The organism is Paraburkholderia xenovorans (assembly GCF_046030735.1).
Lineage (GTDB): Bacteria > Pseudomonadota > Gammaproteobacteria > Burkholderiales > Burkholderiaceae > Paraburkholderia > Paraburkholderia xenovorans_A.
This window is the reverse complement of the sequence record NZ_JAQQBV010000014.1, coordinates 23542-43325: the sequence shown is the minus strand read 5'-3', so window position 1 is coordinate 43325 and position 19784 is coordinate 23542. Positions and strand designations below refer to the sequence as shown.

Annotated in this window: 17 protein-coding genes; 11 read left to right on the top strand and 6 right to left on the bottom strand. The window is 61.6% G+C overall.

The features are described 5' to 3' along the window. Positions 1-48 precede the first annotated feature (48 nt). Entirely contained in the window at positions 49-921 is an 873-nt protein-coding gene (locus tag PQQ51_RS15650; protein ID WP_408497695.1) for a LysR family transcriptional regulator, read from the top strand. A gap of 136 nt (positions 922-1057) precedes the next feature. Then, positions 1058-1858 (top strand): alpha/beta fold hydrolase, encoded by an 801-nt coding sequence (locus PQQ51_RS15645; protein WP_408497845.1) that lies wholly within the window; start codon positions 1058-1060, stop codon positions 1856-1858. Here the strand turns inward: PQQ51_RS15645 and PQQ51_RS15640 are convergent. Then, complete coding sequence (locus tag PQQ51_RS15640; protein ID WP_408497694.1) at positions 1855-2775, bottom strand: LysR substrate-binding domain-containing protein; 921 nt, start codon at positions 2773-2775, stop codon at positions 1855-1857. The two genes, PQQ51_RS15645 and PQQ51_RS15640, sit on opposite strands and share 4 nt — an antisense overlap. 120 nt (positions 2776-2895) lie before the next feature. Here PQQ51_RS15640 and PQQ51_RS15635 point away from each other — a divergent pair, with 120 nt between their 5' ends. From PQQ51_RS15635 to PQQ51_RS15620, 4 genes are all read left to right on the top strand, one after another. Beyond that, positions 2896-3555 (top strand): RraA family protein, encoded by a 660-nt coding sequence (locus PQQ51_RS15635; protein ID WP_408497844.1) that lies wholly within the window; start codon positions 2896-2898, stop codon positions 3553-3555. Positions 3556-3679: 124 nt separating this feature from the next. Beyond that, positions 3680-4897 (top strand): pyridoxal phosphate-dependent aminotransferase, encoded by a 1218-nt coding sequence (locus PQQ51_RS15630; protein ID WP_408497693.1) that lies wholly within the window; start codon positions 3680-3682, stop codon positions 4895-4897. 291 nt (positions 4898-5188) lie between these two features. Next, positions 5189-7024 (top strand): phospholipase C, encoded by a 1836-nt coding sequence (locus tag PQQ51_RS15625; RefSeq protein WP_408497692.1) that lies wholly within the window; start codon positions 5189-5191, stop codon positions 7022-7024. A 184-nt stretch (positions 7025-7208) separates the two neighbouring features. Beyond that, a complete protein-coding gene (locus tag PQQ51_RS15620; protein ID WP_408497691.1) occupies positions 7209-8651 on the top strand; it encodes a cytochrome-c peroxidase in 1443 nt (480 codons plus the stop codon). A gap of 244 nt (positions 8652-8895) precedes the next feature. Here PQQ51_RS15620 and PQQ51_RS15615 read toward each other — a convergent pair whose 3' ends face one another. The 5 genes from PQQ51_RS15615 to PQQ51_RS15595 all read right to left on the bottom strand — a co-directional run bounded on the left by PQQ51_RS15615 (position 8896) and on the right by PQQ51_RS15595 (position 13601). Beyond that, positions 8896-9780 (bottom strand): ferritin-like domain-containing protein, encoded by an 885-nt coding sequence (locus PQQ51_RS15615; RefSeq protein ID WP_408497843.1) that lies wholly within the window; start codon positions 9778-9780, stop codon positions 8896-8898. Further along, positions 9777-10742, bottom strand: a complete 966-nt coding sequence (locus PQQ51_RS15610; RefSeq protein WP_408497690.1) for a DMT family transporter — start codon at positions 10740-10742, stop codon at positions 9777-9779. The genes PQQ51_RS15615 and PQQ51_RS15610 overlap by 4 nt, the downstream gene beginning before the upstream one ends. Further along, on the bottom strand, positions 10724-11470 hold the full coding sequence (locus PQQ51_RS15605) for an aspartate/glutamate racemase family protein (RefSeq protein ID WP_408497689.1): 747 nt from the start codon (positions 11468-11470) through the stop codon (positions 10724-10726). The genes PQQ51_RS15610 and PQQ51_RS15605 overlap by 19 nt, the downstream gene beginning before the upstream one ends. 32 nt (positions 11471-11502) lie before the next feature. Then, positions 11503-12480: an iron-containing redox enzyme family protein gene (locus tag PQQ51_RS15600; protein ID WP_408497687.1), complete on the bottom strand. Its 978-nt coding sequence runs from the start codon at positions 12478-12480 to the stop codon at positions 11503-11505. 116 nt (positions 12481-12596) lie between these two features. After that, on the bottom strand, positions 12597-13601 hold the full coding sequence (locus PQQ51_RS15595; protein WP_408497686.1) for a fatty acid desaturase family protein: 1005 nt from the start codon (positions 13599-13601) through the stop codon (positions 12597-12599). A gap of 166 nt (positions 13602-13767) precedes the next feature. On the opposite strand from PQQ51_RS15595, the gene PQQ51_RS15590 reads away from it, so the two are divergent. The 5 genes from PQQ51_RS15590 (at position 13768) to PQQ51_RS15570 (ending at position 19779) form a co-directional block, all read left to right on the top strand. Next, positions 13768-14760: a LysR substrate-binding domain-containing protein gene (locus PQQ51_RS15590; protein WP_408497685.1), complete on the top strand. Its 993-nt coding sequence runs from the start codon at positions 13768-13770 to the stop codon at positions 14758-14760. Between the two features lie 346 nt (positions 14761-15106). After that, complete coding sequence (locus PQQ51_RS15585) at positions 15107-16927, top strand: AMP-binding protein (protein ID WP_408497684.1); 1821 nt, start codon at positions 15107-15109, stop codon at positions 16925-16927. Then, a complete protein-coding gene (locus PQQ51_RS15580; RefSeq protein WP_408497683.1) occupies positions 16924-17673 on the top strand; it encodes an ABC transporter ATP-binding protein in 750 nt (249 codons plus the stop codon). Before PQQ51_RS15585 ends, PQQ51_RS15580 begins: the two co-directional genes overlap by 4 nt. Beyond that, positions 17645-18862, top strand: a complete 1218-nt coding sequence (locus PQQ51_RS15575) for an ABC transporter permease (RefSeq protein WP_408497682.1) — start codon at positions 17645-17647, stop codon at positions 18860-18862. The genes PQQ51_RS15580 and PQQ51_RS15575 overlap by 29 nt, the downstream gene beginning before the upstream one ends. Then, complete coding sequence (locus PQQ51_RS15570; protein WP_408497681.1) at positions 18859-19779, top strand: outer membrane lipoprotein-sorting protein; 921 nt, start codon at positions 18859-18861, stop codon at positions 19777-19779. Before PQQ51_RS15575 ends, PQQ51_RS15570 begins: the two co-directional genes overlap by 4 nt. Positions 19780-19784 lie beyond the last annotated feature (5 nt).

Below are 19784 nucleotides of genomic sequence, written 5' to 3'. Positions count from 1 at the left end.
CGAATGGGCCTGTTCGCGCCGTTCATCTCGACTTCAGGAGTCGCTCAAGTGGCCCGACCCGATTTCACCGAACGCGATTTGCGCTCGCTACGCATCTTCTGCGCTGTCGCGCAGGCCAATGGTTTCGCGGCGGCGGAAAAGCAGTTGAACATGTCGAAGGCGTCGATTAGCCGTCACATCCGCGAAGTCGAGGAGACGCTCGGCGCCCGGCTGTGCGAGCGCGGTCCATCGGGATTCATGCTCACGCATGCGGGAAAAGTCGCACTGGATCTCGCACGCGACGCGATCCGCTCGCTAGAACGGATTCAGCCGGAAATCGACGCGGTGCGCGGCGTGCTGTCCGGCACGTTGTCGATCGGGATGGTCGAGCACATCGTCAGCGATGAAAGCTGTCATCTGCCCGAAGTGCTCGCCGCGCTGAAGGAGCAGGCGCCGGACGTGAGTGTCGAGTTGCAGGTGATGACCTTCAACGAACTCGATCTGGCATTGCGGGAGCGTCGCGTGCAGGTTGGGATTCGAGGCATGTACCGGCGCGAGGCGGGTCTCGATTATCTGCCGCTCTTCATCGAGCGGCAAACACTGTACGTGACGCGTCGCAAGCTGGGCGATGCAGCAACGCTACCGCTCGTCTATCGCGAGCAGCCGTTCGTGCACGAGGCGCTCAATGTGCTCGGAATGCAGCGTGGACCGTCGGCGTCGGGGCTCGAGGCCGTCGCGATGCTGGTGCTGTCCGGGCAATACGTGGGCCTGCTGCCGCAGTTCTACGCGGCGTCGTTCGCGAAGCGGCACGCGCTGGTGAAAGTGCCGTCCGGACCTGTCTATGAAAATACGATCAGCGCGATCATCGAAATTTCGCGGCCGAGGACGCGTGCGCTCGATCTGTTTCTGGATCTTGCGCGGCAACTTCATCGTATGGAGTGAGGGCTCGGCGATCCGTATCACAGCGATACGTAATACGGACTTTACCTATCAAGCCCGTTGCCCTGAGGATAGCGCGGTAACGGTGTGCGGTTCCGTACGACGGCCACGCCAACCGCCAACTCACCAGGGAGTATCCATGCTCGACGTTCAGAGAGAAAAACTCGAATTGCAGGTTCAGGGCGTGAGTTTGAGCATTTCAACGATGTACAGGGGCGGTATCGGTGAGCCGCTCGTCTTCCTCCATGGGTTCGGCTCAACGAAGGAAGACTACGCGGACATCGCGAGGCTCCCGGCGTTTTCCGGGCGACCGTTCATTGCCTATGACGCACCTGGCTGTGGCGAGAGCGAATGTAGCGACCTGTCGGCGGTCTCCGTGCCGTTTCTCGTCGACACCGCGCGGGCGGTTCTGAGTCGTTTGAAGGTCCAGCGCTTTCATCTGGTCGGGCATTCGATGGGCGGTCTTACCGCGCTGCTGCTTGCGCACGAGGAAGGTGACCACGTTCTCAGCTTCGTGGACATCGAAGGTAACGTCGCACCTGAAGACTGCTTTTTGAGCAGGCAAATCGTGAGCCATTCGTCCGACGATCCGCACCGGTTCTTTGCCGATTTCGTCGAACGAAACTGGCGAGGCGCCGACTTCTCGAGTTCGCTGTACGCGGCAAGCCTGAAACACAAAGTTCGCGCAGAAGCCGTTCATAGTATTTTTTCTTCGATGGTGGAGCTTTCAGACCATGGCGAATTGCTGACGAAGTTCGTCGGACTCGGTTGTCGCAAGATGTTCATGTACGGTGAGCAGAACGCCGGTCTGACTTACCTTGCGCATCTGGAGAAATCGGGCGTGACGCTGGCCTGCATATCGCACTCCGGTCATTTCCCGATGTACTCGAACCCCGTTGAAATGTGGGAGCGAATTGCGCTCTTTCTCGAATCCGCTTAAACCCCAGCGGTTTTTCTGGCGCCAGAGCGCTTCGCCCACGCCACCACCGCGTCGACCATCGGATGGTGGCGGCTCGAATTCCATGCTAACGCGGCCGTCACAACCATGATGCGTTCCTTCAACGGACGAACCACCACGTTCTCGGACGCCAGCTTTCGCATCGACGCCGGCACGAGCGCAATGCCTTGCCCGCAGCCCACATAGGCGATTTGCGAAGTCACTGAGCGCACTTCGTGCATGACCCGTGGAGCAAAACCATGAGACTGACAGACCGCGGTCAGAAAATCGAAGTAAGCCGGACTGACCTGACGCGACGACATGACTAGCGATTCGTCAGCAAGGGAGCGCAGGCGCACGCGGGAAAGCTGCGCAAATGGATGGTCTCGCGGCACGGCGACTGCCAGTCTGTCTTCAGCCAGCGGCATGGTGGCAATGCCATGGCCGATATTTCCATCGAGCCTCACGAACGCGACATCGAGCTCGCCTGCTTCCAGCGCGGGGATTGCGTCCACGCTGTCGATCTCCCGAATGAAGACCGTCAGGTCCGGATACTCGCGTTTCAACGCACTCAAAACCGAGGGCACCGTTTCAAGCATGGCCGACGTGATTGCGCCGACCTGCAACACGCCGGTCTGACCGGCGGCGACCTCGCGCACGACACGCTCGAGGCGCTCGACCTGATCCGCGAACTGGCGAACCGCCGGCAAGATCGCAGCGCCCGCCGCGCTGAGTTGCGTGCCGCGGCGCGAGCGTTCGAACAACGTCAGTTTCAGCGATTGTTCGAGCACCTTGATCTGCTCGGTCAGCGGCGGTTGCGACATGTTCAGCCGTTCGGCGGCACGTCCGAAATGTTTCTCCTCCGCGACGGCGAGAAACATCCACAGTTGGCGGATCAGGCGGAAATCAATGGTCGTCATTTCGATGCCCTTTTCGTTTTACGCTCATCTGCAAATCGTATCAGACAGATATCTGATTGCGAATTTACATATCAGCGTAGGAAACCGACGATCGGGTCATTGCCCTACCGGACTTCCTTCATGACCCAAGCATCCACCCTTGAGCGGCTTGCATCGCTCGATAGCAACACGGTTTCTGACGCACTCGACTTTCTCGCGCTCCCCGGCGCGACCTATGGCCTTCGCCCGCTTTGGGATTGCCCGAAGATCGTCGGCCGCGCGAGCACGATCCAGTTGGGTCCCAAAACCGACGCCGCGCCGACGCTCCACCTCATTACGCCGGTTGTCGAAGCCGTCACCACCGATGACCGGATTCTGGTGATCGGTGGCGGTCTCGAAGGCATTTCCTGCTGGGGCGACATCCTGGCGAACGCAGCGGTGGCGAAAAGGATTCGCGGCTCGATTATCGATGGCGCGAGCCGTGATATCGAGGGAAGCGAGTCGATCGGCTATCCGCTCTTCGGTCGTGGCATCACGATGATCAGTGCGAGAAACCGAGTGATTCAGATCGACTCGGGCAAGCCGGTGCAGATTGCCGGCGTAACGGTGCACGAGGACGACTACGTGATTGCCGACCGCTGCGGCACCGTTTTCGTGCGGGCGTCACGAATCGACGAAGTGCTGGATCTCGGAGAAAAGATTACGCGCCGGCAAGACGGGATGGTCGCCGCGGTCCGTGCGGGGCGCTCGGTCGCCGAGGTCATGCACGACAAAGAATTCGAAGCAATCCGAGCACACTGATCTTTCCCGGAGTAAAGCACATGACTCATCCTCAAATCGTCCCGACGGAACGCGTGCAGGCGGCGCTGGCCAATCGCCTGACTCCGTCCAACCTGCTCGGCTTGTCGACATGGAGGCAAGTTCGATGACCGCATCCGCAAACGCACTCAATCGTTTTCTCGCGTCTTCAAAACCGTCGGCAACATTTGGCGTGATGGATCGCGTTGCCGCCCGGCGTGCACAAGGTGTCGACGTGATCTCGCTAAGCGCCGGGGAACCGGACTTCGATACGCCAGAACATATCAGGGAAGCCGGCATTGCCGCGATTCGGAATGGCCATACGCTTTACACCCAGGTGGCGGGAGTACGCGCGCTGCGCGAGGCAGTCGCCAGGAAGTTTCAGAACGAGAACGGCCTCGATGTCGACTGGCGTCGAACCATAGTCTGCAGCGGCGGCAAACAGGTTATTTTCAACGCGCTCGCGGCTACGCTCAATGTGGGCGATGAGGTCGTCATCCCCGCGCCTTTCTGGGTCAGCTATCCGGAGATCGTGCAACTGTGCGGCGGTCAATCGGTTCTCGTCGAATGCGGTGTGCAAAGTGGTTTCAAGCTGACACCGGAACTGCTCGAGAGCGCGATTACACCGCGCACACGCTGGCTGATTCTAAATTCCCCGTCCAACCCGACGGGCGCCGTATACAGCCGCACCGAGTTGCAAGCATTGGCTGAAGTACTGCTCTCGCACCCTCAGGTGATGGTGCTCTCGGATGACATCTACGAGCACCTCGTTTTCGATGGTCTGACGTTCTTCACGCTGGCTCAAGTCGAACCTCGCTTGCGCGAGCGCGTGCTGACGATGAACGGCGTATCGAAGGCCTATGCCATGACGGGCTGGCGAATCGGTTTCGGAAGCGGCCCCGCCTGGCTCATCGACGCGATGGAAAAGCTCCAGGGGCAGCAAACGTCGGGTGCGTCGTCCATTTCCCAATACGCTGCATTGGCGGCGCTGAGCGGCCCACAAGACTTTATCCGGAAATCGCGGTCGGTATTCCAGCACCGCCGCGACTATCTGGTAGCGCAACTCAATTCGACCGACGGTCTGCGTTGCGACGTACCTCAAGGCGCGTTCTACGCTTTCGCCTCGTGCGAAGCGCTGATTGGCAAGCTCACGCCATTGGGGCAGCGGTTGAATTCCGACGAGGATGTGGTCAACGGCATGCTTGATCTCGCAGGCGTCGCGACCGTACATGGCAGCGCGTTTGGACTCGGGCCATATATCCGGATTGCCTACGCGCTCGATAGCGCAGCCCTGGAACGGGCATGCCGCGCTATCCGGCAATTTTGCGAGTCTCTTTCGAATTGACCGCTGCGGCGGCCGCACGTGCGGGCGTGCACCGTGAACCTCTGCTTACCGTGCCCGAATCGCTCTTACTGGATATTTCAGGGGGACTAACTTTATGAATATGAAAGACGATGTAATGAATATGAATGTAATAACGTAGAAAGGAAACGTTCCCGATATCGCAACATGCCGATGCTCCAATGCCGTTGCTTCACGCCCTATTAGAAGTGTGCTTGCAACACGACCTACAAAAACCCAGCAACTCCACGCGTAATGGTCTTGGAGCGCTGAACAGCGAATCTGGAGCCCCGAATGTTTCACAAAGCGATACTACCCACCGCAATTGCAGTGGCGTCGCTGCTGACAATCGCCGCATGCGGCAGCAGCCATAATAATAATACGTCGAGCACACCGACCACCCCGACAGCGTCCGCTCAGGACTCGCTGCAAACCGCAACGCCGATCAAACACGTCGTCGTCATCTTCGGCGAAAACGTGTCGTTCGATCACTACTTTGCGACCTACCCGAGCGCGAAAAACGTAAGCGGCGAACCTTCGTTCACCGCTGCTGCGAACACGCAAACGGACATTCAGACGCTTACAGCCGCTGGGCTGAACGGTGCCGCCAACCCGAACGCGCAAGCCGGTTCGCCGAACATCGTCTCCACGACGGTCAACGGCCAGACGACTACGCCGCCGACGCTCGGTGGCGCGCTGACGACGACCACCGCTCAGCCGTTCCGCCTCGACCGCTCGCAAGCGAACACGAAGAGCCAGAACCACGCGTATCAACCGGAACAGCTCGCCGACGACAACCTGAAGATGGACGCGTTCCCGCTCTTCACGTCGGCTAGCGGCATCGTTGCCGGCAGCACGGGCCAATTCGGTTCGTCGGCGCAGGTGCTGGGCTACTTCGACGGCAACACGGTGACGGCGTACTGGAACCTCGCGCAGAACTTCGCGATGAGCGACAACGCATGGACCGACACGTTCGGCCCGTCGACGCCGGGTGCAATCGAAGTTATTTCGGGGCAAAACCAGGGCGTGACGGTGACGCCGAACCCGAAGAACCCGACGGTGACGACCAGCAACAACGCGATTCCTGACGGCCAGGGCAGCTTCACGATGACGGGCGACCTCGACCCGACCAACGACGTCTGCACGATCGCCGCGCAAACCTCCGGCTCCGGCCCGACGGGCGCGATGAACGGCAAGAACATCGGCGATCTGCTGAATGCGTCGAACATCACGTGGGGCGGCTTCATGGGCGGCTTCAACCTGCAGACGGTCAACGCGAACAACACGACGGGCTGCGCTCGCTCGACGTGGTCGGACGTGCTCGGCAGCGCGCCGAACGACTACGTGCAGCATCACGCGTGGTTCCAGTACTACGCATCGACGGCGAACCCGACGCACCAGCGCCCGAGCTCGACCGCGCTGATCGGCTACACCGATCCGACGCTGGACAACACGGCTACGCCGGTTCACCACCAGTACGACACCGACGATTTCTTCGCGGCTGTGCAGTCGGGCAACTACCCGTCGGTCAGCTTCCTGAAGGCGCCGGCGGTCAGCGACGGTCACCCGGGCAATTCGGATCCGCTCGACGAGCAGGCATTCGTCGTGAAGGTCACGAACTTCCTGCAGCAACAACCTGACTGGAAGAACACGCTGGTCATCGTTGCGTACGACGACTCGGACGGCTGGTACGACCACGTTAAGCCGACCATCAAGAACTCGTCGTTCGACACGACGCTGGTCTCGACGGTGGGTACGGCAACCTTCACGGGCGCCGACCAGTTGACGGCACAAGGTCAGTGCACGGGCACGGGCGCGACGCAACCGCTGGGCATCAACGGCGGCGCAGTCAACGGTCGCTGCGGTCCGGGTACGCGTACTCCGTTTATCGTGATCTCGCCGTGGGCGAAGGCCAACTACGTCGACCATACGCAAATCACGCAAGCGTCGGTCGTCAAGTTCATCGAAGACAACTGGCTCGGCAGCAAGCGTCTTGGCCAAGGTTCGTTCGATGCAACGGCTGGCGATATCCGCAGCATGCTGAACCTGACCGGTTCGGGCAACAACCCGACCCTGTTCCTGGATCCGTCGCTCGGCACCAAGCTCGCAGCGGCACCGTCGTCCAACTGATTGGCGATTCGAGGTTTGAGGTCTGAGTGAAATACGCGTCCCGTTCCGCTTCGTGCACCGCGCCGGCTAACCCCGCGCGCGGTGCGCGAGGCGGCGGGACGCGACACAACTCGTAGTGGGTCGAGCCAGCGCGGCAACGTGCTGGCTCGACGTTTTTTATGGTTTTATCTCTGTCACTATCGCCATGAGCTCTCCGAACTCTGCATTGCCGCCGTCGCTGCCTGCCGGCGACGCTTCGCGCCCCGGCGGCGCAAAACGCCAGCTGCTGCGCGTGCTCGGCTGGACCGTCGTCGTCATTGCTGCGGGTTGCGCGGCCTTTATCGCCTACGCGGCAATCTATCCGGAGCGGATGCCCCTTGCGATTGGCACCCTTGTCGAAGACGTGACTGGCGCGAATCCGCAGCCGGTCGCGCTGCATCTGCCGCCCGAGCAGCCGCTGAGCGCGGTGGCGCTGCTCGGCAAAGAGATTTTCAATGACCCGTCGCTGTCGGCGTCGGGCAAGCAGTCGTGCGCGTCGTGCCATAGCGCCGCTCACGCCTATGGGCCGCCGAACGACCTGACAGTGCAGCTTGGCGGTCCGCACATGACGGACGCCGGCTACCGCCCGCCGCCGTCGCTGGCGTACCTGTATCGCCAGGCGCCGTTCTCGATCGGCCCCGACCAGAACGACATGGACGCCGCACCGGTCTCGCTGGATCAACTCGCGAACGTGGCAAACGGCACGCAGCGCGCGGTGAAGACCGCCGGCGTCGCGCCTGCCGCGCCGGCACTGGTGCCGCAAGGCGGCCTGTTCTGGGACGGCCGCGCGAGTACGCTGCAGGACCAGGCAATCGGGCCGATGCTGAACCCGGTTGAAATGGCCAACGCGACTACCGCCGACGTCGTGCAGAAGCTCACGAAGGCAAAGTATCTCGACCAGTTCAAGGAACTGTTCGGAGACCGGATCGTCAGCCAGCCCGATCTGCTGGTCGACGAGGCGATGTTCGCCGTGGGGCGCTACCAGTTCGAAGATCAGTCGTTCCATCGCTTCACCAGCAAGTACGACTACTGGCTGCAGGGCAAGGCCCGCCTCACGCAAGCGGAGTTGCACGGCTTGCGCCTCTTCAACGATCCGGACAAGGCGAACTGCGCCGGCTGTCACCTGAGCAAGCCGACCACCGATCATCTGCCGCCGCTCTTCACCGACACGCAATACGAAGCGCTCGGCGTACCGCGTAATCGTGACCTGGCGATCAATAAGGATCCGAAGTTCTTCGACATGGGCGTATGCGGTCCTTTCCGTACCGACGCGGCAACGCTCACGCAATACTGCGGCATGTTCCTGACGCCGACGCTGCGCAACGTTGCGACGCGCCACGTGTTCTTCCACAACGGCGTGTATCACGATCTGCAGCACGTGATGGACTTTTATAATCTGCGCAACACGAACCCGGAAAAGATCTATCCGCTCAATGCGGCGGGCAAGCCTGAAAAGTACGACGATATTCCGCAAAAGTACCAGGCGAATATCGACGTTGCAGATGCGCCGTTCGATCGCAAGCTGGGGGACAAGCCGGCGATGACGGATGGTGAGATCAAGGACATCATTGCGTTCATGAATACGCTGACTGATGGGTATAAGCCGTAAGTTCTGAAAATCTGCAGCACGTCAGGGTTGCGATATCAGGTTCGACGAAGCGATATCGGCTAGCGCCCTGGCGAAGCCTCCTTGCCGGGAGCGGACACATGAAGGTCCGCTCCCGGTATTACACGATGGCGGCAAAATTAAAAGCGCATGCGCACCGCTGTGCGTTCGCGCTGTGCGTTCGCTATAACCGCGCGACATGTAGAACACAATTCGCTACCTACGTGTCAAGACGGACTCTGTCTTCTCAGGAAGCGGTCGCATCCACTATCTCGGACACTACCTCTCCCACATCTGCCCTGGCGTCCAACCCCTTTCTGAACCGATTCAACGCCTGCACATTCCCAAAGGGCCGCTCGAACAGCACCGACAAGTTGTGCAAGATCCGCTCGACTACCTTCATCTCCCAGGCCGCGTCGAAACAGATCTGTTCGTCGAGCCAGCGCTCGAGCCATTCCGGATCCGGTAGACGCGATTGAATCGTGTCGCGAGGAAACAGCGCCTGATTCACGTGCAGATTGGTGGGATGCAGCGGCTTTTCCGTGCGGCGCGCCGACGCCATCAATACCCCGATCTTCGCAAACGCGGCACGCGCGACCTGACCGTGCTCCGCAAGCGCCTTCTTCATGTATCGCAGATACGCTCCGCCATGCCGCGCTTCATCGTGAGAGATGGTTTGGTAAATCGCCTTGATAACAGGCTCCGTGTGCCACTCCGCCGCACGGCGATACCAGTGATTCAACCGTATCTCGCCGCAGAAATGCAGCATCAGCGTTTCCAGCGGCGGCGCAGGATCGAACTCGAAGCGCACGGCGTGCAGTTCTGCTTCGGTCGGACACATGTGCGGCTTGAAACGGCGCAGATACTCCATCAGCACCAGCGAGTGTTTCTGTTCTTCGAAGAACCACACGCTCATGAACGCGGAGAAATCGCTGTCGTGATGGTTGTCGCGCAGAAACATTTCCGTGGCGGGCAACGCCGACCATTCGGTGATCGCGTTCATCTTGATCGTCATCGCCTGTTCGTCGGTAAGCAGCGACGCATCGAAGCGCTCCCACGGAATATCGGTTTCGAGATTCCAGCGCACCGATTCGAGCGAGCGGAAAAGCTCAGGATAGAGCATCACGTTTATCTCCCGTTGATCTTCAACGCATCGGAAACCGGTGCGTACGCATAGACCGCGGCATCGGGCGCGGACTGCCGGCTGCGCGTCTCGGCGTCGCGCACCACCAGATACACGCCGCTCACCGCCAGCCCGACGACAGCGACGTGGTACAGATGAAAATCCTCTCCCGCCAGCAGCACCGCGAGGATCGTTCCGCTGACCGGCGTAAGCGCGGTGAACGCTGACACCACCGAGGTCTCGAGCCGCTTCAAGCAGTCGTACATCAGCACGACGGCGACGCTGTTGACCGCCACACCCGAATAGACGAGCAGCGCCCAGCTTCGCCACGACACGGCGCCGAGCGACATCCCGCGCCATTCGACGCCGGCGGGCAACGCCACCATCAGCGCACCGATCGCACACAGCAGCCACGACAGCACCGGCGGCGCGAGCGGCTTCGACAGCAGCTTGCCGAACGTCAGAAAAACCGTTTCGCAGATCACCGCGCCGAACAGCAAACCCATGCCGAGCACACTGTGTTCGTTCGCCTGCGTACTGCCATTGCCGGCGGACAACACGGTCATTGCGCAGACGCCGCCCACTGCGATCAGAATGCCGCCGACGCTCATCCGGCTCAGATGCTCGCGAAACACGATGCACGCGGTGAGGCTCGTCACCACCGGCACCATGCTCAGCACGACGCCCGATTCGATCGCGCCGGTAAAACGCAGCCCATACAGCGCGAGCACGCTGAACAGCATGATGCCGAGCCCCGCCTGCGTCGTGACGACGCCGGCATCGCGCAGGCCGATGCGCGGCACACGGATGCGCCGCACCCACAGATAGCCGCTCAACGCGATCAGCGCGCTCAGCAACCGCACGAATGTCGCGATGAACACCGGCACTTCGTGCAGCACGAGCTTGCTCGCCACCAGATAAGAACTGAGCAGCAACGTCGCCAGCAGCAGCTTCAGATAATCGGCTCGCATGATGTCTCCGTGAAAAATGGCGTTTCGGTCGCGGCCTGCAGAATTGAATCGACGTGTACGCGCACGGTGTCGATCACCGGCACATCGACATCGTGCGGCCGGAGCACCAGCGGAATCTCGGTACACGCCAGCACGAGTGCCTGTGCGCCCTGCTCGATGAGCTCTTCCGCAATACTCAGGAAACGCTCGCGCGTCGCATCGCTGATCCTGCCGACCGATAGCTCGGTTTCGATCGCATGCTGGATGAAGCGCCGCCCGGCCGGCGACGGAATACTCGCGCGAATGCCGTGACGCGCGAATTCACCGTGGTAGAACGACTCTTCCATCGAGTACGCCGAGCCCATTAGTCCGACGTGCCGGAAGCCAGCAAGCGACGCGTACCCGGCGGTGCTGCGGCAAATATTGACGATCGGCACTTCCGTGCTCGCCTCGACCTCGCTCGCGAACTTGTGCACGGTGTTGCAGCACATCGCGATCAACTCGGCGCCGGCATCGGCAAGACGCGACGCCGCGGTGCACAGTTCCTCCTGCACCGCCCGGCGATCGCCGATGCGCAACCCGTCGGCGATGGTCTGGAAATTCAGGCTCTCCATCACGATGCGCGGCGAGCAAGCCGCGCCCAGATAGCGGTTCCCCAAACGATTGACGAGCTCGTAGTAGGTGATTGTCGACGGATAGCTGAGGCCGCCGATCAAGCCGATCTTCTTCATGGCTTTGGCCGTGGACATGACAATTTCCTCGTGCATGACAGTCATCCGGATCAATGACGCGCGATATCGATACGGCGCGCGGCTACCTGCGTCATGCCCTGCTCGACACAATCGTAGTAATCGATCGCGACATTGAAGCGGATCAGGCAACCGATACATACTTCCCGCAGCATCTCCGGATGCGCGGCAAGCAGCGGCAGCAGCACGCGGTTCAGCAGTTCCTTGCCGTGCTGCGCATCCACTTCGATATGCAACTCGTGGTAATGAATCACGTGCTCGGGCACGTCGAAGCGCCGCAGACCGCGCACCAGCCGCGCGAAACGCGCGGGCGCCGTGTGTTCCATGATCGCGAGCGCGCCGAGCAGACGCGGCAGATAGTGGCGGCGCAGTGCATACATCATCAGCAGATTGCCGTTCTTCAGCGCGGCCGTCGGCGCGTGCGGCGCCAGATCGCGCTCGCGCATATAGCCGCGCATATAGTCGACCGACCTCGCGAACAGTGTCGTGTGCAGATCGTCGAGCTTGCCGCGACCCATTTCGTCCCAGTAGTTTTCAGCGAGCGCGAGTTTCATGTCGCCGCTCATGCCGATTTGCGCGAGCGCGATCACGTCGTCGAAACGGCCGTCGACCTGCTCTTCCTGCATCATGTAGAACGCCAGTTCCTCGAGACTCGCGGTGTCGGCCACGTAGTCGAAAAACGGCGCAACGGCCTTGCGATGCTGCCGATGCAATGCCCAGTACCAGCGCGAGAAATCCTCCACGTTCTCCGGTATTGCATCCATATCGATGCGCTGCTCCTCCGCTTCGTTCCACGCCGCTTCGAGCGCGTGAATATGCGCATAGTCGGCGAGGCGCGGGGCCGCAGCGAACTGCGCGGGTGAAGCCATTTCGCGCAGATAGAACGCCTGCAACACGCGTTGAGCATCGACATCGTGCTCGGGTCGCGCTGCGTCGTCGAGCAGCGAATGCGGTAATTGTGCGAAGTTGGGAAATGCGGCGCGGCGCGGCGCCAGGGTCTCGACAAACATGCGTGCTCTCTCCAGTCAGTGACGCGCCCGCGGGTCCGGGGCGCGGCTCATGCATTCAGCGGATGAAGCGGTGCGCGACCGAGGTGTCGCGGCTTGATGGCGGTCTTCCTGCGATGTCAGGCGGTTTGTTCGGGCGCGTGCGAAAGTACTTCGACCGGAGTCTCGGCATCGGGTGCGTCCGTATCGGCTGTGTCGACGCTGCGCGGCACGATCCGGTCGCGTAGTACTGCCCAGTAAAACTCGCGATACGTGAGATGGTGGTAGCGGATGGACGGCTCGATCGACGCATGCAGATCTTGCAGCCGGTCGATGGACAAGGCCGGCATCATGTGATGTTCGACGTGATAGTTGTTGCCGTTCGTGAGCCATGTCATGAACGCATTGCTGACGATGGTGCGTGTGTTCAGAAGCGGGTCCGTGCTCGTCAGATCGCAGCGATAGTGCTCGGGCATTTCGATCAACGCATGCACGGGCGCCGCGACGAGCATCAACGGCGCGAGCCAGACCCAGGCAATGACCCACGTATGAAGCGCAACAGAAATCGCAGTCAATGCAGCAATGAATGCGAGCATCCAAAGATGTTCCCGGCGCACTCCTTTCGCCACGCCTTCATTCACATTTCGAATTGAAACGCCACAAACTGACTTAATCGCGATTTGGAAAAATTTACCATAGTGATTCGGCATAAATAACCGAATAAACCAGGAACGAATTCCTTGAAACGAATTGAATCCGTATTGGTCTCCGTAGTCGAAAAATTCTGTATTTTCCTTTGTACCGAGCATACGATGGTGCTTAAGGTGGCTATCCTGGTATCCGGAAAACGAGACCAGCATTGGGATTCCGACGATTATGCCAAATAGCACATTCCAGCGCTTGCTCTTGAAGCCATGATAGTGTAAAGCCTGATGCTGCAATTCAACGCCATGCGCAAACATCACGCCAATCAATAAAACGCCAACTATCCTGATTATTAAAAATTCAGAGAATGTAAAAAAAACTCCATGTGCGAGGACTATAAAGTAGATCGCCAGCTTGAGCGAAAAAACGACACTGCTCGGACGACTTTTCAAATCCTGAACGGTTTTGGGACGCGGGGTCAGTTGGGCGGTGGCGGACAAGACTCTCTCCTGGGCAGGTTCATCGAAGATGTTCGAACGTGTCGCCAGGATCAATGTGTTGGAGACCTGGCAAGGTCAGCGATCGGTCGCGTGTCGGAGTGAATTGTTCAGGTTGTGCCGCCACGCGACAAACGACATTTCGGAACTCAATGCATGAGGTTGAAGAATGAGAACGAGAAAGCGGTTGCAGAATCTTCCGTCACTCGATTTTTTACGCGGGTTCGACGCAGCAGCACGCCATCTCAGCTTCACTAAAGCGGGCCAGGAACTGAACGTGACGCAATCCGCGGTGAGCCGCCAGGTCAAGACGCTCGAAGATCAGTTGGGAATCGAGCTGTTTCACCGGCACATCCGCGCACTCACGCTCACTGAAAACGGCCGCGCATTGCATGCGTCTCTGGCGCATGCACTGATCGATCTCGAGAGTGCGATCGGCCGCCTGTCCTCGGGCACCGAACAGCGCTCGATTTCGATCTCCACCACGGTGTCGTTCTCCGCGTTGTGGCTGATTCCGCGCCTGGGCGGCTTCCGCTTGCGACATCCGGGTATCGACGTGCGCGTATCCGCAACCAGCGACGTACAGGATCTGAAGCGCAAGCGGATGAATCTGGCGGTACGTTATGTGAGGCCCGATGTGCAGTACCCCGGCGCGCAGCATCTGTTCGACGAGCAGGTCGTCGCCGTGTGCAGTCCGAGCCTGATCGCCGATTCAGGCAAGGAGGCCTTCGCGCCGACCGATCTCGGGCAACAGGTGCTGCTGCACATGGACGACACCTGCGGCACCTGGCCCTGGTACACGTGGGACAACCTGCTCGACCAGCTTGCCGAGCCGCATCTGAAACCCGCAGGCGGACTGTATTTCAGTCAGTATGACCAACTGATTCAGGCTGCCGTCGACGGTCATGGTGTCGCGCTCGGTCGTCGCCCGCTCATCAATGGGCTCGTGCAACAGAACCGGCTCGTCGAGCTGTTTCCCGAATGCCTCGTCGATTCGGGTGCGTATTGCCTGATCGCCGGTCACGATGCCGACGCCGATACCGAACTTGCCGCACTCACCGAATGGCTGCTGGAAGAAGCGCATGCCTCTGTGTCATGCGCGAAGCCCGACGGTCCGCACGACACCGACACCGACTCCCCACTTCGCATTCGCGCCGCGTAACCCACGCCGCGCGCATCGGCGCGCCATCCCGGCTGCCGGCTCTTCTGCGCTTTCAACGCTGCTTTTCACGCTGCCCGGTTCGCCACGCGTTGCCCGACGCGTGGCGCGGCACGTCACCCCGCCTCTCTACTCCTACACGCTAACGCGTCCGCTCCCGATACACGCAATGCGCTGACGCGCGCGACGCGTGCATGCCTCCCACGCATTCATTGCCTGCGAAATTACCGTTTGTCGGTCTGCGCGGTTTTTTCCAGAATCCGTTCATGCCAGATCGACGAACGTTGTTCGCAACACGTCAGCGCCACGTCGATCCATCCCACCCGCAGCTCATGCAAAGGGGTACGTTGTGACGCATTGCGCTTCCACTATTCATCGTCTCATCGATGCGCTGGAGTCGGCTGACGGCTCGCGGCATCGGATGACTTTCGTCAGCGACGCGGGCCGCGACGAAAGCATCAGCTATCGCGAACTCGCCGAACAGGCGTTCCTCCATGCCGGCGCGTTGCGCGAACTCGGCGTGCGCGAAAACGACATCGTGATGCTGGCGCTGCCCGCGTCGGTTGCGCATGTCACCGCGATGATGGGCTGCATCCTGAGCGGCGCGCTGCCGTGCACGGTGCCGATGCCCGCGCGCCGCATGGCGAGCAACGCGACTCAGGTCGTCGAAGTGGCGAGCGAGTTGTATCGCCCGCGCCTGCTCGTCACCACCGAAGCCTGCGCCGTGGGTCTCGCGCCGCTTGCGCAACGCACCGGCGTGCGCGTGATCGACGAGACGTTCCTGCGGGCAGCCATGCAACCCGGCAGCGCGCCGCTGATCAGCATGAAACGCGACGACGATCCGCATCACGTGCAGCTCACGTCCGGGTCGACCTCGCATCCGAAAGCCGCGGTGCTCAGCCATCGCAATGTGATCGCGAATGTGCTGGGGATCGGCGGCTCGGTCGGCTTCGATATTGCGAACGGCGACGGCACTGCATCGTGGCTGCCGCTTTACCACGACATGGGCCTGCTCACGCTGTTGTCGAACATGCATTACCGCGCGCCGCTTCTGATGATGCAGCCCAACAGCTTTATCCGCAATCCGCTCGGCTGGCTCAAACGCGTCGCCGACGCGCGCGCCACGACCACGTCGGTGCCGACGTTCGCGTTGCGCTACTGCGTGCGCCGCTTCAACGAAGCCGCGATGCAGGGCGCCGACCTGTCCGCGTGCCGCAACATTTTCATCGGCGGCGAACGGGTGGACGAAGAAACGTTGCGCGATTTCGCCCGCACCTTCGCGCCGTACGGGCTCGACGCATCCGCGCTGCAACCGTGCTATGGAATGGCCGAATCGACGCTCGCGGTGTCGATGCATCGCGCGCTGCACACCGGACGCGTGAGCGGTGCGCCCTATGTGATCGCCGATCGCATCGATAAGCGCGCGTTGATCGACACGCAGCGCGCGCTCGCCATCGAACACATCGATCTTGCCGATCACACCGATCACGAAAGCGTGCTTGCGATGGGCACGCCTATCGAAGGCATGGCCTACCGGATCGCCGGCGATCGCGGTGAAACGCTTGACGAACGCAGCGTCGGCGAAGTCGCGGTGCGCGGCACGTCGCTGATGAGCGGCTATCTGAGCGCCGCCGATCGCACAATCGTTTCACCGTGCAACGCGGACGGCTGGTTCATGACCGGCGACATCGGCTACATCGCCGGCGGCCAGCTTTACATCCTCGGCCGCAAGAAGGAAATCATCATCATCCGCGGCAGCAACTATTTCCCGCATGAAATCGAGGAAGCGCTCTCCGCCGACCCGGCGATGCAGAAAAGCACCTGCGCGGCGTTCGGCCTGTTCGACGAAATCTCCGGCACCGAGCGTCTGATCGTGGTCGCCGAAGCGCGCGCCGCGGATGCGAATGCACAAACCCGCGCCCGTTTCCAGCAACTGCTGCAGCAACAGATCGGTTTCGCCGCGCAGGAAATCTGCTTCGTCGAGCCGGGCGGCCTGCCGCGCACCACGAGCGGCAAACTGCAACGTCTGAAATGCAAGGACCTGTATGCGTCCGGCGCGCTTCAACTGACGGGCGTGAGCGCCGGTCTCGCGCTGGTTCCGACGACCCAACGCGACGTGACGCCGACCTCGGACAGCCGCGACGCCGCACTCGAAGGAGCGCTCGCATGATCGCCGACTTCGCCATGCTGCCGTCCGCCCAACAGCGCGCGCCCGCACTCGAACTGCGCGACATCACGCGCGCTTACGAAGGCGGCGCCGAAGCCCTCGTCGCCGTGCGTCACGCGAATCTGTCGATCCAGCGTGGCGATGTCGTCGCGCTCGTCGGCCCGTCGGGCAGCGGCAAGAGCACGTTGCTCAACATCGCCGGCTTTCTCGACACGCCGACAAGCGGCTCGCGCTGGCTCGAAGGCATCGAGATCGACGACACGCCGCGCACGCTCGAAGCGGTGCGCCGCGAACGGATCGGCTTCGTGTTCCAGAACTTCAATCTCGTGTCGGTGCTCTCCGCGCTCGAAAACGTCGAACTCGGTCTCTTCATGCAGCGCGACAAGCGCAAGCGCCGCGAGAAAGCGCGCGCGATGCTCGCGGCCGTCGGCCTCGCGGCGCGCGAAAAGCATCGCCCGGGACAACTGTCGGGCGGCGAGCAGCAACGCGTCGCGCTGGCCCGCGCGCTCGCGAAAGAGCCCGCGATCGTGATCGCCGACGAACCGACTGCGAACCTCGACAGCGCGAACGCCCACGCGGTCGCCGAATTGATTCTCGCGACCAACGCGTCGCTCGGCACCGCGTTTCTGATCGCCTCGCACGACGAACGCCTGTGCGCGCAACTGCCGCGCCGCATCGAAATGCGTGACGGCGTATTGCACACCCAACCGGAGACGAACCGTGAACTGGTCGATATTTGCGTGGCGTAACCTGTGGCGCAACCGGCGCCGCACGCTTCTGACGATGTCGATGGTCGGCGTCACCGCATTCGCGGCCAGCACCGCGCTCGGCTATGTGCTGGCCACCTTCGATGCGGTGCGCGAAGGTTCGATCGACAGCGGCGTCGGCCATCTGCAAGTGCTGCATCGCGGCTATCTCGACAAGATCGGCGAACGGCCGCTGCAATACGGGCTCACCGCGCCGGAACAGCAGGCCGCAAGCGAGGCGGTCGCGAAACTGCCGGGCGTCGCGAGCACCGCGCGTGAGATCGACTTCGAAGGGCTGATCTCGAATGGCGACCTGAGTTACGGCTTCGTCGGCGAGGCGGTCGAGCCGAATCGCCAACCGCCCGGTTTCGCCGACTATCACACGGTCATGTCCGGCCGCTATCTGCAAGCGCAATCGGCGGGCACGGAAGTCGTGATCGGCAGCGAACTCGCGCGCAAGCTGAACATTCATGCGGGCTCGGTCGTGCAACTGATGGTCTCGACCGCGCATGGCGGCATCAACGCGACCGACGCACAGGTGGTCGGCGTGATGAGCACCGGCAACAAGGACCTCGACGAACGCATCGTCAACGTCACGTTCGGCGCCGCGCAAGCGCTGCTGCGCACCGACCGCGCGTCGCGCTTCACCGTGTTCCTGCGCCACACGTCCGATGCCGCGCAGAGCGCCGCCACGCTACGCGGCACGTTGCCGACAATGGACGTGCGCACGTGGGACCAGCTTGTCTCGCTGTACCACCAGATCGTGTCGCTGTACCGCAACCAGTTCTCGGTGTTCGGCGCGATTCTCTCGGTGACGATCCTGCTGTCGATGAGCAACTGGATTCTGATGAGCGTGATGGAGCGTCGTCGCGAAATCTCGACACTGCGCGCACTCGGTGTGCCGTCCGTCACCGTGCGTTCGGTACTCGTGAAGGAAACCGCGCTGCTCGGCCTGCTCGGCGCATTCGCCGGGATTGCCGTGTCCGTGCTGCTGATGAGCGCGCTCAATCACGCCGGGATTCATCTGCCGCCGCCGCCGGGACGCGTCAATCCGATCCTGCTGACGTTCGCGATCTCGCCGTCCGCCGTCGCCGCCGTCGAAGCCGCCTTTGTGGTGCTCGGCATCGCGGCCGCCCTCCTCGCTACCACCGGCTTCGCCCGACGCGACATTCTCAAGGGGTTTGCATCATGAAACGTTCCGCCTTCCGTCCTGCTGATTCTCGTCCTGCTGATTCCCGTTCCGACGAGTCGTTCGTCACGGATTCCCGCCGCGCCGCAGTCTCGCAACAGCCGTTCATGCAGCGCCTGAAAACCGATCCCGAAACGCGCCGCCACACGTTGCGTGCGGGCGCCTCGGGGATTGCGCTGGCGCTCGCCATCGCCAGCATCCTGACGCAAAAGGCCGGCCATGCGGCCGAGCAAAGTTCGGCGACACCCGACGCCGCGGTGATGCTCGCCCGCGCCGACGCATTCCGCAGCACCGCCGACGACGCGAAAACCGATATCGACATCACCAATATCGACAACGGCCAGTCCGGCGACGACACGCACTACCTCGTCTATACGCGCGGCGACGGCGACACGCTGGCGCTGACGAAGAGCGGCGAGAACGAAGGCCAGAAGTATCTGGCGACCACGCGCGGCCACTGGTTCTATGTGCCGAACACGCGCAGCGCCGTGCGCATCAACGGGATGCAGCGGCTGCAAGGCGAAGTGGTGATCAGCGACATCACACGCACGCATTGGGCTGACAGCTATCGCGCGACGATCGCGCCGACGCCTGGCCCGGTCGCGAATGGGCACGCGACGACCGAGCTCGATCTCACCGCCACCGATCAGGACAACGTCTATCCGAAGATCAAGCTGTGGGTGACCTCCGACACCCAGGCGCCGGTTCGCGCGCAGTTTTTCCTCGCGAGCGGGCTGCTGTTTCGCAGCGCCGAATTCAGCGCGCCCGTGGCGGTGAACGGACGGCCGGTGATCAAACGCATCACGTATCACAACGAAGTCGAAAAGCAGCGCGCCAGCGTCGTCGAGATCGTCGACGGTCAACCGCACAAGATTCCGTCGGGCTGGTTCAATCCCGACACGCTCGCCGATGGCAACTGAAGCCG

Excerpts from the sequence above, each read along its gene's own strand:
- PQQ51_RS15570 (WP_408497681.1), top strand. The coding sequence starts at position 18,859 with ATGAAACGTTCCGCCTTCCGTCCTGCTGATTCTCGTCCTGCTGATTCC.
- PQQ51_RS15645 (WP_408497845.1), top strand. The coding sequence starts at position 1,058 with ATGCTCGACGTTCAGAGAGAAAAACTCGAATTGCAGGTTCAGGGCGTG.
- PQQ51_RS15635 (WP_408497844.1), top strand. The coding sequence starts at position 2,896 with ATGACCCAAGCATCCACCCTTGAGCGGCTTGCATCGCTCGATAGCAAC.
- PQQ51_RS15605 (WP_408497689.1), bottom strand. The coding sequence starts at position 11,470 with ATGTCCACGGCCAAAGCCATGAAGAAGATCGGCTTGATCGGCGGCCTC.
- PQQ51_RS15590 (WP_408497685.1), top strand. The coding sequence starts at position 13,768 with ATGAGAACGAGAAAGCGGTTGCAGAATCTTCCGTCACTCGATTTTTTA.
- PQQ51_RS15610 (WP_408497690.1), bottom strand. The coding sequence starts at position 10,742 with ATGCGAGCCGATTATCTGAAGCTGCTGCTGGCGACGTTGCTGCTCAGT.
- PQQ51_RS15600 (WP_408497687.1), bottom strand. The coding sequence starts at position 12,480 with ATGTTTGTCGAGACCCTGGCGCCGCGCCGCGCCGCATTTCCCAACTTC.
- PQQ51_RS15620 (WP_408497691.1), top strand. The coding sequence starts at position 7,209 with ATGAGCTCTCCGAACTCTGCATTGCCGCCGTCGCTGCCTGCCGGCGAC.
- PQQ51_RS15580 (WP_408497683.1), top strand. The coding sequence starts at position 16,924 with ATGATCGCCGACTTCGCCATGCTGCCGTCCGCCCAACAGCGCGCGCCC.
- PQQ51_RS15630 (WP_408497693.1), top strand. The coding sequence starts at position 3,680 with ATGACCGCATCCGCAAACGCACTCAATCGTTTTCTCGCGTCTTCAAAA.
- PQQ51_RS15625 (WP_408497692.1), top strand. The coding sequence starts at position 5,189 with ATGTTTCACAAAGCGATACTACCCACCGCAATTGCAGTGGCGTCGCTG.
- PQQ51_RS15640 (WP_408497694.1), bottom strand. The coding sequence starts at position 2,775 with ATGACGACCATTGATTTCCGCCTGATCCGCCAACTGTGGATGTTTCTC.